The organism is Streptomyces sp. MI02-7b (assembly GCF_033793585.1).
Lineage (GTDB): Bacteria > Actinomycetota > Actinomycetes > Streptomycetales > Streptomycetaceae > Actinacidiphila.
Map to the genome: position 1 here is coordinate 196014 of NZ_JARAWX010000002.1, position 14304 is coordinate 210317.

The 14304-nt window shown below is 73.1% G+C and carries 11 protein-coding genes; 8 read left to right on the plus strand and 3 right to left on the minus strand.

The window, feature by feature from the left end; genetic code table 11:
* Nucleotides 1-854: 854 nt before the first annotated feature.
* The 3 genes from PV364_RS03115 to PV364_RS03125 are packed head-to-tail and all read right to left on the minus strand — an operon-like array spanning nt 855 to nt 5022.
* The gene (locus tag PV364_RS03115; protein WP_319658025.1) at nt 855-2960 is read right to left on the minus strand and encodes a prolyl oligopeptidase family serine peptidase; all 2106 of its coding nucleotides are present in this window, start codon (nt 2958-2960) and stop codon (nt 855-857) included.
* Nucleotides 2957-4384 carry a diaminopimelate decarboxylase gene (lysA, locus tag PV364_RS03120; protein WP_319658026.1) on the minus strand — a complete coding sequence of 476 codons (1428 nt, stop codon included), beginning with the start codon at nt 4382-4384 and terminating at the stop codon, nt 2957-2959. Before lysA ends, PV364_RS03115 begins: the two co-directional genes overlap by 4 nt.
* A gap of 5 nt (nt 4385-4389) precedes the next feature.
* Nucleotides 4390-5022 carry a helix-turn-helix domain-containing protein gene (locus tag PV364_RS03125; protein ID WP_319658027.1) on the minus strand — a complete coding sequence of 211 codons (633 nt, stop codon included), beginning with the start codon at nt 5020-5022 and terminating at the stop codon, nt 4390-4392.
* Between the two features lie 124 nt (nt 5023-5146).
* On the opposite strand from PV364_RS03125, the gene PV364_RS03130 reads away from it, so the two are divergent.
* From PV364_RS03130 to PV364_RS03165, 8 genes are read left to right on the plus strand one after another with little or no spacing between them, the layout of a single operon-like run.
* The gene (locus PV364_RS03130) at nt 5147-6115 is read left to right on the plus strand and encodes a MurR/RpiR family transcriptional regulator (RefSeq protein WP_319658028.1); all 969 of its coding nucleotides are present in this window, start codon (nt 5147-5149) and stop codon (nt 6113-6115) included.
* Entirely contained in the window at nt 6112-7464 is a 1353-nt protein-coding gene (locus PV364_RS03135; protein WP_319658029.1) for a M20/M25/M40 family metallo-hydrolase, read from the plus strand. The genes PV364_RS03130 and PV364_RS03135 overlap by 4 nt, the downstream gene beginning before the upstream one ends.
* 57 nt (nt 7465-7521) lie before the next feature.
* Nucleotides 7522-9381 carry an ABC transporter substrate-binding protein gene (locus PV364_RS03140; protein ID WP_319658030.1) on the plus strand — a complete coding sequence of 620 codons (1860 nt, stop codon included), beginning with the start codon at nt 7522-7524 and terminating at the stop codon, nt 9379-9381.
* A gap of 3 nt (nt 9382-9384) precedes the next feature.
* Nucleotides 9385-10476 (plus strand): ABC transporter permease, encoded by a 1092-nt coding sequence (locus PV364_RS03145; RefSeq protein WP_319658031.1) that lies wholly within the window; start codon nt 9385-9387, stop codon nt 10474-10476.
* On the plus strand, nt 10473-11366 hold the full coding sequence (locus PV364_RS03150) for an ABC transporter permease (protein ID WP_319658032.1): 894 nt from the start codon (nt 10473-10475) through the stop codon (nt 11364-11366). The genes PV364_RS03145 and PV364_RS03150 overlap by 4 nt, the downstream gene beginning before the upstream one ends.
* The gene (locus tag PV364_RS03155; RefSeq protein ID WP_319658034.1) at nt 11363-12379 is read left to right on the plus strand and encodes an ABC transporter ATP-binding protein; all 1017 of its coding nucleotides are present in this window, start codon (nt 11363-11365) and stop codon (nt 12377-12379) included. The genes PV364_RS03150 and PV364_RS03155 overlap by 4 nt, the downstream gene beginning before the upstream one ends.
* The gene (locus PV364_RS03160) at nt 12376-13446 is read left to right on the plus strand and encodes an ABC transporter ATP-binding protein (RefSeq protein WP_319658035.1); all 1071 of its coding nucleotides are present in this window, start codon (nt 12376-12378) and stop codon (nt 13444-13446) included. Before PV364_RS03155 ends, PV364_RS03160 begins: the two co-directional genes overlap by 4 nt.
* Nucleotides 13443-14294 (plus strand): hypothetical protein, encoded by an 852-nt coding sequence (locus PV364_RS03165; protein ID WP_319658036.1) that lies wholly within the window; start codon nt 13443-13445, stop codon nt 14292-14294. Before PV364_RS03160 ends, PV364_RS03165 begins: the two co-directional genes overlap by 4 nt.
* Nucleotides 14295-14304: the final 10 nt, after the last annotated feature.

Sequence of the window (14304 nt, forward strand, 5' to 3'; positions counted from 1 at the left end):
GCGTCCACCTTTCCTCCCACGCCGGGGCCCCGGGCGGCGCTGCCGTGCCCGGGGGCGAGCCTTCGTGCCTGGCAGAACGAGGGTCGTGGCGGTCCCGGTCCTGCAGTCGCGGGAGCCTGCGGCCCCGCACAGGGCCGGGCGTCCGCGACCGATGCCGGGGGCGCGACGACGCGCGCGAGGGGGCGGGGTGCGGGCGCCGCTGCCCTGCTGGGTGGGCCGTCGGCGGGGACCGTGAGGCCTCCGGTCAGGTGGGCCGCTGGGCGGCGCTGTTACCCAGGCGGCATTGCTCCTGGCCCGAGGGAGCCGCGCTTCTGTATCGGGCCGGGCGCCTGCTGCCCGTGTGAGGGGTGCGGGCGCCGCTGCCGTGCCGGGTGGTGGGTGTTGGCGGGGGGCTCGCGAGCCTTCGGGTGGGGGCGGAGCAGGCTCCGGCGGCAGGCGCATGGCTCCTGGCCGCGGGAGCGAGCGCCGTCGGTGTGAGCGGGTCCCGCTGCGCGGGGTTGTGGGGTACGGCGCGGGGCGTGGCGGTCTCAGTCCCGTAGTCGCAGGTGCCGAGGCTCTGCACAGGGCCGGGCGTCTGCGACCGATGCCCTGGATGCGCATTCGATGACGACCTGCGCGGGGAGGAGGGGTGCGGGCGCCGCTGCCGTGCCGGGTGGTGGGTGTTGGCGGGGGGCGAGCCTTCGGGTGGGGGCGGAGCAGGCTCCGGCGGCGGGCGGGCATGGCTCCTGGCCGCGGGAGCCGCGCATCCGTATCGGGCCGGGGGCCGCTGCCCCGCGTCGTGGCGGACGTCGGCGGGGGGACCGGGCGGCGCGGTGCGGGACCGGCCGGACGGTCCCGCACCGGGTGACCGGCCGTCAGGCGTCCTCGTGGCCCACGTCGACCGTGACGCCCATGACGTGGCTGTACAGTTCCGCCTCGGCGAGCAGCGACCGCGCGACGCTGGACGCCTTGCGGAAGCCGTGCCCCTCGCCCTCGAAGAGCAGATAGCGGTGCCACAGTCCGCGCGCCGCGACCGCCGCGACGATGACCTCCGCCTGGTCCGGGCGGCAGATGAAGTCGTCGGCGCCCTGCAGCATCACCAGCGGGCTGCTGATGCGCGCCGCGTTCGCCAGCGGTGAGACCCGCTCGTACCGCGCGCGGTCGCGGGGGAGTTCACCGATGAGGCCGTGGACGTAGCGGGACTCGAAGTCGTGCGTGTGGCCGCCGGACCAGGCCAGCGGATCGCTGATCGGGTAGTACACCGCACCGCAGGCGAACACGTCGGTCGAGCTGAGGCAGGCCAACGACGTCCACCCCCCGGCCGAGCCGCCGCGGATCGCGGTGCGGGCGGGGTCCGCGAGTCCGAGAGCGGCCAGTTCGCGTGCCACGGTGACGCTGTCCTCGACGTCCACCACGCCCCAGGAGTGCCGGAGGCGGTCGCGGTACTCACGGCCGTATCCGGTGGAGCCGCCGTAGTCGACGCTCGCGACCGCGAAGCCCCGACTGCAGAAGAGCGAGAACTCCAGGTCGGGGGTGGCGCCGGTGCCGCTGGTCGGGCCGCCGTGGACGTGGATCAGCAGCGGCGGCGCCTCGCCGTCCGGTCCCTCGGCGTCCGGGTTGACCGGCGGGTAGTAGACGTAGTGCACCTCACGGCCGTCCGCCGCGTGGGCGGTGCGGCGCTCCGGAACCGAGTGCCAGGCGGCGTACGGGGTGCGGCCCGCCGGAGTGCAGTCGACGGGCGGGGCGGGGGGCGTCCCGGAGCCGGGCAGGGGCACCCGCAGCACGGTGCGGCCGCGATCGGCGGCGCCCGCGAGGAGCACGGCGTGCGTGTCGTCGGCCCACAGGTCGGAGCCGAACTCGGTCCATCCCGGGGCGAGATCGGTGAGTGTCCCGGTGTCCGGACGCCAGAGCGCGAGCTGCTGGTCGCCGAGGCCGTGGCGCAGGACGACGCCGGCGGTGGTGACCGCGAACCAGCTCTGGCCCACCCGCCACAGCGCGCCGGCGCACTCCCGTCGCATCGGCAGGACGCACTCGACGGCGGCGGCGTCGGCGGGGCCGGCGTCGCGCGGCCCCAGCGAGACGCGGTGCAGATTCCACCAGCCGTCCGGGTCCGCCATCGCGTACAGCGTGTCCGGGCCGGCCCACTCCGCCTGCGGCACCGACACCCCGTCACCGCCCAGTACGCGTACGGCGCCGACCGCGACGCCGTCCACCAGGTCGGCGACCATCAGGTCGGTGGCGTCCCACGGCATCAGCGGATGGTCCCAGCCGATCCAGGCCAGCCGGCGGCCGTCGGGGCTGACGCGGGCACCGGACAGGAAGTGGTGGGAGCGGGCGACCACTCTGATCGCTCCGGGGTCGTCGGCGGCCGCCCCGGACAGCGGCACGGCCACGATGTCGCGGCGGGTGCGGGGGGCCGGATCGTCGTCCCCGGGACCGGACGGCGCGACCGTCACCTCGCGGACGCACCAGACCTCCGTGCCGTCCTGACTGATCGTCATGTCGACGTAACAGGTGTCGGCTCCAGGTCCGTCCGGCGGGGTCAGCGGACGCGGCTCCGGCTCGGCCGGCGCGCCGGGCGCCGCGGCGTCGTCCTGGAGGGACGGGACGTCGGCGCGGTAGAGGCGCTGGTCGCGGTGGTCGGTGAAGACCAGCAGGTGGTGTGCGGCTCCCGGTCGCAGGACGTAGGGACGGCCGCCGTAGCCGAGCGCGCGGTTGCGCACGGACCAGCCCTCGCCCAGCACCGGTCGTGGATCCGGCGCGGCCGCGTGGGTGCGCAGCAGCCGCACGGTGGCGGTCCGCGGGTCCAGGGCGCACCACCAGGTCTCCGCCCCGGCGCCGGAGGGCCAGCTCCTGGATCCCGAACCGGCCGCGACCATGTCCGCGGTGATCGGCGAGGGCCACTCCCCGTGCGGCAGCGCCCGCTTGGGGCCGGGGTCCTGCCGCACCTGACTCCCCTGAAGTGCCTGATGCTCCGTCACGGCGCGCTCCCCTCGAGGTCGACGGCCTGTCCGGCCGCGTCGCGGGCCAGCAGATCGGCCGCGGTCTCCCGGCGCACCATCAGCCGGGCGCGGCCGTCGGCGACCGCGACCACGGCCGGGCGCGGCTGGAAGTTGTAGTTGCTGGCCATCACGTGGTGGTAGGCGCCGGTGGCGGGGACGGCGAGCAGATCGCCGACGGCGACGTCTCCGGGCAGGGCGATGTCGGGCACCACGACGTCACCGCTCTCGCAGTGCTTGCCGACGACGACCGAGTGCCTGGGCGGGCCGGTCACCGTGCGGTTGGCGGTCCAGGCCGTGTACTGGGCGGCGTACAGCGAGGGGCGCAGGGCGTCGCTCATGCCGCCGTCGACGGAGACGAAGCGCCGCCGCAGGCCGTCCTTGACCACGCCGACCCGGTACAGCGTCACCCCGGCCGTGCCGATCATCGACCGGCCGGGCTCCACGGCCAGACGGACCTTGCGGGGATCGAGCACCTCGGCGATCCCCGCCCGCAGCGCGGCGACCGCGTCGGCCGGACGCAGCCGCGGCCGCCCCGGCAGGTAGGGGATGCCGGCGCCGCCGCCGAGGTCGATCTCCGTGACGGTGATGCCGTGGCGCTCGGCGAGCGTCCGGACGAAGCCGGCGATCCGGGCCGCCGCGGTGCGCAGCCCCGCGGTGTCCACGATCTGCGAGCCGATGTGCGAGTGGACGCCCGCGAACCGCAGGCCCGGGGCGCGGTGGGCGGCGAGGGCGGCCCGCTCGGCGTGGCCGCCGGAGATCGGGAAGCCGAACTTGACGTCGTCGCTGCCGGTCGCCATGTAGTCGTGGGTGTCGGCCGCGACCCCGGGCGCGATCCGCAGATAGACGTCCTGGACCCGGCCGGCGGCGCGCGAGAGGGCGGCCAGCCGCTCGATCTCCTCCAGGCAGTCGACGACCACGACGCCGACCCCGTGCCGGACGGCGGCGGCCAGCTCGGCCGGGAGCTTGTTGTTGCCGTGCAGGACGATCCGGGCCGGGTCGAAGCCGGTGCCGACGGCGAGTTCGAGTTCGCCCTCGCTGCACACGTCCAGGTGCAGCCGCTCGGCGTCCGCCCAGCGGACCATCTCGGCGCACAGGAAGGCCTTGGAGGCGTAGTGCACCCGGTCGGCCCCGGAGACCCGCCACTGGCGGGCCCGTTCCCTGAAGTCGGCCTCGTCGACGACGTACAGGGGTGTGCCGCACACCTCGGCCAGAGCGGGCAACGAGACCCCGCCGATGTGCAGTTCACCGCCGACGGTGCGGGCGGTCAGCGGCCAGACCTCGGGTGCCTCCTCCGGTCCGGCGGCCGGGGCCAGACCGTCGGCCGCCGCCTCGTGCGCGGCGGGCACGCTGCCGGCGGCGGACGCCTGGCGCGGGGCGGGCGGGGCCGCGTGGGCCGATGACATGGGCGCTACTCCTCGGTGAGGACGACCAGCAGCAGCAGGTCGTCGCTGGACTCGGTGATCTGGTGTTCGTCCGACGCCGCCAGGTGGCAGACGTCGGCGGGGCGCAGGGGGTGCACGAAGTCGCCGACCCGCACGGTGCATTCGCCGGCCAGCACGACGAGGACCTCCTCGCCCGGGTGGCGGACCGGCTCCGCGTGGTCGCCGGGGTCGCCGTGGACCAGCCGGACCTGCAGCCGGGACGCGCCGCTCGCGGTGCGGTCCCAGATGCCGGAGTGGCCGGGCACCTGGGCGAGCAGCGGGGCGGCCGCGAAGCGGGCCGGGAACGCGGGGGCGCTCCCGGCCTCGCCTCCCGCCGCGCCGAACAGTTCGGCCACGCCGCACCCGAGGCCCGCGGCCACCTGTGCCAGCGTGCGCGCGGTCGGGTTGGCCGAGCCCGATTCGATCTGGGAGATGTAGGCCGGGGAGAAGCCCGCCCGGCCGGCAACGGTCGACAGGGTCAGGCCGGATGCCCGTCTGACCTGGGCCACCGACCCGGCGAGTGTGGCGATCGCCCGGTTCGCGGCCTCGTCCAGTGCGGCACGGGGCGACCCGTCCGGTGGTGGTGATGCCTCGGGTGATTCAACCCTTGACGATGTCATCGGGCGACAGTAATACTCGCCGAGCACTTAGGGCAATCGATCCGTCAGATGTATTAACTCCCAGTAAATCGACCTCGCTTAACGGACCAGCTCACCGCGAAACGGACATGAGGGAGGGTCGCGGATGGCCACGGCATTCGCCCCGACGCCGGTGCTCACTCTGCTGAGGACGGCGGCCGCGCAGTGCGGCCCGGCCGGTGAGCGCCTGGTCGCGGTCATCGCGGCGGACTACCCCGCGGCGCTGGAACGCAGACCGGCGCAACTGCTCCGTGCGTCCGGGGCCAGGTCCGAGGACCTCGACCGGCTGCTGGCCATGGCCGGGTTCGCCGACACCGACGATCTGCGGCGTCAGGCCGGCCGGGAGGCGAACCGCCGGCTCACCCCGCCCGATCTGCGGTTCACCCGCCGGGACGGCGAGGCGCAGGATCGTTCCCCGCTGCGCCGCACGCTCGACCGGGAGCAGCAGAACCTCGCCGGCACGCTCAACTCGCTGCAGGCCAACGGTGCCCTGGAGCTGGCGGCCGAGGCGATCCTCGCGGGCCGCCGCCGGTGGATCTTCGGCGACCTCAAGTCGATCGGCTATGCGGCGCTGCTCGCCTCGGACCTGACCTCGTCGCTGCGCGACGTCACGCTGATCCAGCCGGGCAGCGGGGCGGCCGTCAACGCGATCAGTGACGCTCACCCCAGCGATGTACTTGTGGCATACAGCTTTCGCAGTTACAGTCAGCTCACCCTGGGCGTGGCCCGGCAGTTCCAGGCGCTCGGCGCGACGGTGATCGCCCTCACCGACAGCTACGACAGCCCGGTCTGCGCGACGGCGCACCACGTGCTCGCCATCAACACGAGAAGCGAGTCGCCTCGTCACTCGCCCACAGCGGTCACCGCGGTGGGCCACATCCTGGCCTCGCTGGCCGCCGCGGGCGCGAAGGGCGCCGGCCGCCGTGACCGGCGCCGGGCCGAACTCGCCCGGGCACTGCAGTGCTACGCCGACGACGCCGCGGCAGAAGCCCCGGCCGTCACCCGCCCGGTCACCGCCGCGCCGACCGACGTCGCCATCCTCCCGCAGGCAGACCCCGAGAGAAGCACTTCGTGACCGCACAGCCCGCACCCGCGACGCCCGAGCACCACGCCATGGCGGCCGACACCGTCGACCTGTGCTCCCGTCTCATCACCTTCGACACCAGCAACTTCGGCGGCGGCGACTCCCGGGGCGAGCGTGCCGCGGCGGAGTGGGTCGCCGAGACCCTCACCGACGCGGGCTTCGCGCCGACCGTGCTGGAGTCCGCCCCCGGCCGGGCCAGCACCGTCGTGCGCATCCCGGGCACCGACCCCTCCGCCCCCGCCCTGCTGGTCCACGGGCACCTGGACGTGGTGCCGGCCGAGCCCGCCGACTGGAGCTTCGACCCCTTTTGCGGAGAGGTGCGGGACGGGGCCGTCTGGGGCCGGGGCGCCCTGGACATGAAGGACATGGACGCGATGATGCTGGCCGTGGCCCGGTCGTTCGGCCGCACCGGCTACCGGCCGCCGCGGGACATCGTCATGGCCTTCGTCGCGGACGAGGAGGACACCGGCGCGTACGGCGCGGGCTTCCTGACGGAGAAGCACCCCGACCTCTTCGAAGGCGTCACCACCGCGATCAGTGAATCCGGCGGCCACGCGGTGCACCTTCCGAACGGGACGCGGTTGTACCCGATCGCCGCGGGGGAGCGGGGCAGCGCCTGGATGACCCTCACCGCCCGCGGCACGGCGGGCCACGGCTCCCGCCGCAATCCGGACAACGCTGTCAGCACCCTCGCCCGCGTGCTCGCGGAACTGTCCGCCCACTCCTGGCCCGTGCACATCACGCCCACCGTGGGCGCCCTCCTCGACGGGCTGGGCGCGCACCTCGGGATCGAGATCGACCCGGCGGACCCGGCCTCCCTGGCGCGACTCGGCGAGGCCGCGCGGCTGGTCGAGGCGACCGTGTCCAACACCCTCAACCCGACCATGCTGCAGGCCGGCTACAAGCACAACGTCATCCCCAGCGAGGCCACCGCCGGTGTGGACGGCCGGATCCTGCCCGGCGCGGAGGACGCCTTCTTCGAGGTCGTCGACGCCATCCTGGGCTCCGCGGTGACCCGGGAGTTCGCCAGCTTCGCCGCCCCGGTCTCCGCCGACCACACCACCGCGGAGTTCGCCGCGATGGCGGCGGCGCTGCGGGCCCACGACCCCGAGGCGCTGGTACTGCCGTACTGCATGTCCGGGGGCACCGACGCCAAGGCGTTCGCACGGCTCGGCATCGCCGGCTACGGCTTCGCCCCCGGCACCACTCCACCGGGTTTCTCCCACTGGGACTTCGTGCACGGCGTCGACGAGCGGGTGCTCGTGGACAGCCTCGCCTTCGGAGTCCGGGTCCTCGACAGCTACCTGCGAACGGACCCTCGTACCGGCTCTGCCCGCTGAGCCGACGTCCCCCCCCTGCCCTGGCACGACCACGGCACTGAAAAGGAGAAGGATTCCGTGACGATAGGCACTGCCACGCCCCCGAGAGCCCGCGGCCGCGGATTCGCACGCGCCGCGTCCGCTCTGGGCGCCACCCTGCTGCTCGGCGCCGCGACGATCGGCACCGCGCCGACGGCGTCCGCCGCGCAGGGCACCACCCTGCGGTCGGCGATGGCCGGCCAGGTGGACTCCCTGAATCCCTTCCTCGGGTACCTCAAGGGTTCGCTCGACGTCTACGCAGCTGTCTATCCGACCCTCAACACCCTGAAGGCCGACGGCACCCCGGGTCCGTACCTCGCGACCTCGTGGAGCACCTCGCCGGACAAGCTCACCTGGACGTTCAAGATCCGGGACGGCCTGAAGTGGAGCGACGGCAAGCCGCTCACCGCCGAGGACGCCGCCTGGACGCTCAACCTCATCATGACCGACGACATCGCCGGCACGGCCAACGGGTCGCTGGTCGAGAACTTCGCGTCGGTCACCGCCCCCGACCCCACCACCCTGGTCATCAAGACCAAGGCGCCGCAGGCGAACATGCTGTACGTCAGCATCCCCGTCAGCGGCATCCCGATCGTGCCGAAGCACATCTGGGAGTCGCACGTCGCCGGTCTCAAGGACTACACGAACGACAGCTTCCCGCTCGTCGGCTACGGCCCGTGGACGCTGACGCAGTACAAGACCGAGCAGTACGCCAAGTTCGACGCCAACAAGAAGTTCGTCCTGGGCGCCCCCAAGTTCGACCACCTGATCCAGCAGTCCTTCAAGACCTCCGACGCCGCGGTCGCCGCGCTGCGCAGTGGTCAGCTCGACTTCGTCAACAACGCCAGCCTCAACTCGACGCTGTACGAGTCGCTGAAGGGCCAGAAGTCGGTCCAGACCTTCCAGGAGGTCGGCAACCGCTGGACCGCCGTCGAGATCAACGCGGGCGCCAGGACCCGGACCGGCAAGAAGATCGGCACCGGCAACCCGGCGCTGGCCGACGCGACCCTGCGTACCGCGATCGCGCTGGCCACCGACAAGCAGACCCTGGTCGACAAGGTGCTCGGCGGTCTCGGCACGGTGAGCCACAGCTACCTCCCGCCGGCCTGGCCCCAGTGGTCCTGGAGCCCCGCCGCCGGGGAGAAGCTCGACCACGACCCGGCCAAGGCGAACCAGATGCTGGACGACGCCGGCTACACCAAGGGCGAGGACGGCATCCGGACCGACCCCAAGACCAAGAAGCCGCTGGTCCTGCGGCTGGGGATCCACTCCGACACCTCGCGTGACACCCAGGTATCGACCTACATGTCGGGCTGGCTGAAGCAGATCGGCATCAAGGTCGACATCCAGGCGCTGAGCTCCACCAAGCTCAACGACGACCTGGCCAAGGGCGACTGGGACATGCTCATGGACTCCTGGAGCACCGGCGCGGACCCGACCTACCTGCTCGGCATCCAGACCTGCGACGCCCGGCCCAACGACGACGGCTCGGCCGGCAGCACCGACGCCTTCTTCTGCGACCCGGAGTACGACCGGCTCTTCAAGCAGCAGGTCATCACCTTCGACCCGGCCGAGCGGGCGAAGATCATCGGCCGGATGCAGTCCATCCTCTACAAGGCCAACAGCGACCTGACCCTGTACTACGCCAACGGCCTGAACGCGGTGCGCACCGACACGGTGACCGGCCTCGCGGAGGGCAAGCCCGACGCGGCCGGCCTCTACCAGCCGCAGACCACCTTCTGGAACTACCTGAACGCCACCCCGGCGGCGGGAGGGAAGGCGGCCTCCTCCTCCGGCAACGGCACGCTCATCGGCGTGGGCGTCGCCCTCGTGGTCGTGATCCTCGGCGGCGCCGTGTTCGTGATCAGGCGCCGGGCCGGCGCGGACGAGCGTGAATAGCCGATGACCAGCACTACGGACACCGCCGGGCCGGCCGGCCCGGGCACCGTGGGGGAGGCGCCTTCGGGCGCCCCCCGCCCGGGGCCGGGCACGCCGCGCGACCCGCGACGACTCGGCCTGCTGCGCTACCTCGGCGGCAAACTCGCCGCCGCCGCGGTGAGCTTCGCCGTCACCCTCGTCATCTGCTTCGTGATGTTCAGCCTGATGCCGGCCGACCCGGTGCAGGCGCTCACCCGGGGCCGTCCGGTCAGCGACGCCCAGATGATCCAGTTGCGCCACCAGCTCGGGGTCGACCAGCCGCTGTGGCGGCAGTTCGTCTCGTTCGTGACTGACACCCTGCAGGGAAAGCTCGGTTACTCGTGGGGGCTCAAGGACTCGGTGGCCCACCTGATCGGTGAGCGCATCGGCCCCACACTGCTGCTGATGGGGACCGCCACCGTGATCTCCGTCGTGCTCGGCCTCTGGCTGGGCGTCCGCAGCGGCTGGCGGCACGGCAGCCTCCTGGACCGGATCACCTCGGGTGCCTCGCTGACGCTGTGGTCGGTGCCGACCTTCTGGCTCGGCATGATCCTCCTGATCGTCTTCAGCGTCGGCATCGGACCGATCCCCGGCCTGTTCCCGGCGGGCCAGATGAGCGACCCCTCCCTGGACGGCGGCGGGATCGAGCACGTCCTCGACGTGGCCCGGCACCTGGTGCTTCCCGCGACGACCCTGGTCCTGGTGGTCTTCGCGCAGTACGTGACCATCATGCGGTCCTCCATCATCGACGAGCTGGGCAGCCCGTACCTGCTGACCGCGCGCGCCAAGGGCCTGCGGGACGACGTCGTCCGGCGCCACCACGCGGTGCCCAACGCCCTGCTGCCCTCGGTGACCGTGATCTTCCTCCACCTCGGCACCATCGTCGGCGGGGCGATCACGGTGGAGACCGTCTACTCCTGGCCGGGCCTGGGCTATCTGACCTACCAGGCCCTCCAGGTCCCCGATCTCCCGCTGCTGCGGGGGACCTTCATCATCTTCAGCGCCTCGGTGATCATCATGAACCTCCTCGCCGACGTGGTGTACCGCTTCCTCGACCCGCGGGTGCGTGCCCAGTGACCCACCTCGACACCGCACTCGCGCCGCCGCGGTTCCACGCGCTGCGCCGCTTCGCCCGCGCCTACGCGCAGCGTCCGTCCGGCCTGGCGGGCCTCGGCATCCTGCTGGCCTTCGGCCTGCTGGCGCTGTGCGCCCCGCTGTTCATCGGCGACGACCAGCTCGACGTGGTCAAGGTGGACGGCCCGCTGCTCGCGGCGCCGAGCGGCGGTTATCTGCTGGGCACCGACCAGGCGGGCCGGTCGATCCTGCTGATGACGATCTGGGGCGCCCGCTCGTCGCTGGCCATCGGCATCATCGCCACCTTGCTGACCGTGCTGCTCGGCAGCGCGATCGGACTGCTGGCCGGCCACTACCAGGGCCGCGTCGGCAAGGCCCTGATGCACGTCACCGACTGGTTCATCGCGCTGCCCAGCCTGCCGCTGGCCATCTCGCTGTCCGCGGTGATCGGTCAGGGCTCGGCGTCCATCACCATCGCCATCGCGGTGACGAGCTGGACCGGCACGGCGCGCCTGATCCGGGCCCAGACGCTCGCCGTCGAGGCGCGGCCGTTCATCGAGCGGGCCAAGGCACTCGGCGCCAGCGACGTCCAGGTGATGCTGCGGCACGTACTGCCCAACGTGGCACCGCTGATCCTGGTCTCCAGCACGCTGACCGTGGCCTCGGCCATCCTGTCCCAGGCGACCCTGACCTTCCTCGGGCTCGGCGACCCGATCAGTGTGTCCTGGGGCTCGATGCTCAACGCGGCGCTCGCCCAGGGAGCGGTGAGCGCCGGCGACTGGTGGTGGCTGCTGCCGCCCGGCGTCGCGATCCTTGTCGTCGTCCTGGGCTTCACCCTCACCGGACGGGCCGTCGAGCACGTCCTCAACCCCCGGATGGTGAGCGGCTCATGAGCATGCTCGAGGTACGCGACCTCAAGGTCACCTACCGGAACGGCAAGAACGGCAGCGACGTACCCGCCGTACGCGGAGTGAGCTTCGACCTCGACGGCGGCCAGACCCTCGGCCTGGCCGGCGAGTCCGGCTCCGGCAAGTCGACCATGGCGCTGAGCCTGCTGCGGCTGCTGCCCGCGTCCGCCCGGATCAGTGGCGAGGTGCGCTTCCAGGGCGAGGACACCCTGACCGCGTCCTGGAGCAGACTCCGCGCGGTGCGCTGGGCACAGGCGTCGGTGGTGTTCCAGGGCGCGATGAGCGCGCTGAACCCGGTGCAGACCATCGGCGACCAGATCTGCGAGCCGATCGTGCTGCACGAGAAGGTGGGCCGGCGGGCGGCACGTGCCCGCGCGGCCGAACTCCTCGACAGCGTGGGCGTCCCCGCGCGCCGGCTGGGCAGCTACCCGCACGAGTTCTCCGGTGGCCAGCGGCAGCGCATCATGATCGCCATGGCGCTGGCCTGCCGCCCCGACCTGATCATCGCGGACGAGCCGACCACCGCCCTGGACGTGATGGTGCAGGCGCAGATCCTGCAGCTGCTCACGGACCTGGTCCAGGAGCGGAACATCGGCGTCATCATGATCAGCCACGACCTGTCCGTGCTCTCGCATATGTGCGACCGCCTCGCGGTGATGTACGCGGGGGAGATGGTGGAGACCGGGCCGTCCACCGAGCTGTTCGGGGATCCGCGCCACCCCTACACCCGGGCACTGGGCCGGGCCTTCCCGACCATCGGCGACCCGGCCTCGCGCCGCGCGCCCGCCGGGCTGCCGGGCGACCCGCCGAACCTGGCGCAGCTCGGCGAGGGCTGTGCGTTCGCCCCCCGCTGCCCCGAGGTGTCGGACGCGTGCCGGACCCGTGCGGTCGAGCTGTGGCCGAGCGGACCAGAGCGGCACGCGGCCTGCCTGCGCGTACTGCCCGAATTCCCCGGCGGGTCGGCAGACCGCACCGTCAGCAGAGGGAGTGAGAAGTGAGCACCACCGCAGAGCGAGCCGCCGCCGACGCCCGTACGGACGCGGAGGCGCCGGCGCTCGAGGTCCGCGACCTCCGCGTCACCTATCCGCCCCGGGGCGGCCGCGGCCCGGCCCACGCCGTGGACGGCGCGGACCTGCGGATCGGACAGGGCGAGATCGTGGCGCTGATCGGCGAGTCCGGCTGCGGCAAGAGCACCCTCGCCAGGGCGCTGGTGGGGCTCGTCAGGCCCACCGGCGGTGAGGTCCGGTACCGGGGCGACCGGCTGGGCCACTCCAACGCGGCGCTCAAGGAGCACCGGCGCCATGTGCAGCTCGTGCTGCAGGACCCCGGTGGCGCGCTGAACCCCCGGCAGACCGTCTACGACGCGGTCGCGGAGGGGCCGCGTCTGCACGGGATGACCGGCGATCTCAACGCCCGCGTCCACCACGCCCTGTCCCAGGCGGGGCTGCGGCCTCCCGAGGACTTCATGCGGCGCTATCCGCACGAGATGTCGGGCGGCCAGCAGCAGCGCGTGGTGATCGCCGGCGCGCTGGCGCTCGGCCCGTCGGTCGTCGTCGCCGACGAGCCGGTCGCCTCCCTGGACGCCTCGGTGCGCGGCGAGATCCTGAAGCTGCTCCTGGACCTCCGTGACGAACTGGGCCTGTCCGCCCTCGTGGTGAGCCACGATCTGGGCCTTGCCTGGAACATCGCGGACCGGGTGGCGGTGATGTACCTCGGGCGGATCGTCGAGGTCGGCACCGTGGAGGAGGTGCTGCTGCATCCGCGGCACCCCTACACCAAGGCGCTGTTGTCGGTGCTGCCGGACTCCGGCCGCGACCGGCGTCCCACCCTGCTGACCGGCGAGCCGCCGGACCCCACGGCGATCCCGGAAGGCTGCCGGTTCCACCCGCGCTGCCCGCTGTTCGCCGGGCTGGACGAGGAAGGGCGGCGCACGGCCCGGTGCACCACGGACGACCTTCCGGTGCTCTCCGCGGACCCGTCGCTCGGCGCCCAGGTCGCCTGCCACCTGGCCGGGGAGAACGGGGCCGCGGAGAGCCGGGACGAGGACAGCGGAGCCGCCCGATGACGGGCGGCGGCACCATCGTCCGGGGCTGCGCCCGGCCCGGCGCGTCCGGCGACGACATCGTGGTCGACGATGTCGACGGCCCCGAGGAGATGGCCTCCTGCATGGAGCTGTACGCCGACGTCATGGGCCTGCGCCCGGGTGACGGCGGTGTCAACCCCCGGCTGCTGACCGCCCTCCAGGCCAACAGCGGCCTGGTGGTGGACGCGCACCGGGGCCGGGAACTGGTCGGCTTCGCCTACAGCTTCCTGGCCCGCGAACCCCTCGAGGACGGGCCCGGCACGGCCGGTGGGCCCGCCTGGCGCTTCTACCAGTACTCCCAGCTCGCCGTGGTCGCCCGCGCCCACCAGGGCAAGGGGATCGGCCGGCGGCTCAAGCACGCCCAGCGGGACCGGTGTCTGGCCGAGGGGATCACGCTGATGCGGTGGACCTTCGACCCGGTCAAGACCCGCAACGCGCACTTCAACCTCGATGTCCTCGGCGGCCGGCTGACCGCCGTCAAACCCGCCATGTACGGCCCGGACGGCTTCGGTGACGACACCGGCGAGGTGACCGACCGGTTCCTCGTGGACTGGCACCTCACCGAGCCGCCCCGCGCCGCCCGGCCGCTGGTCCCCCGGGCCGGCTGGCGGCCCGGCACGGTCCACCGCGACGGGGAGGACGTCATCGTCGTCGTTCCCGCCCAGTGGCAGAAGCACCGGGCCGAGCACGGCGCCGGCGCCGCGGCCGACCTGCGCCGGCGGCTGTGCGAGACCTTCGGAACGGTCCTCACCGAGCACGAAGGGGTGTCCTGCCGGCGGCTGGACGAAGATCTCGCGGCCTACCGGTTCGTGCCCCGCCGGGCAGACTAGGAATGCACCA

What these genes read in the sequence shown, in the direction of transcription:
- lysA (WP_319658026.1), bottom strand. Translation starts at nt 4,384, where the DNA reads ATGTCATCGGCCCACGCGGCCCCGCCCGCCCCGCGCCAGGCGTCCGCC.
- PV364_RS03125 (WP_319658027.1), bottom strand. Translation starts at nt 5,022, where the DNA reads ATGACATCGTCAAGGGTTGAATCACCCGAGGCATCACCACCACCGGAC.
- PV364_RS03130 (WP_319658028.1), top strand. Translation starts at nt 5,147, where the DNA reads ATGGCCACGGCATTCGCCCCGACGCCGGTGCTCACTCTGCTGAGGACG.
- PV364_RS03145 (WP_319658031.1), top strand. Translation starts at nt 9,385, where the DNA reads ATGACCAGCACTACGGACACCGCCGGGCCGGCCGGCCCGGGCACCGTG.
- PV364_RS03155 (WP_319658034.1), top strand. Translation starts at nt 11,363, where the DNA reads ATGAGCATGCTCGAGGTACGCGACCTCAAGGTCACCTACCGGAACGGC.
- PV364_RS03165 (WP_319658036.1), top strand. Translation starts at nt 13,443, where the DNA reads ATGACGGGCGGCGGCACCATCGTCCGGGGCTGCGCCCGGCCCGGCGCG.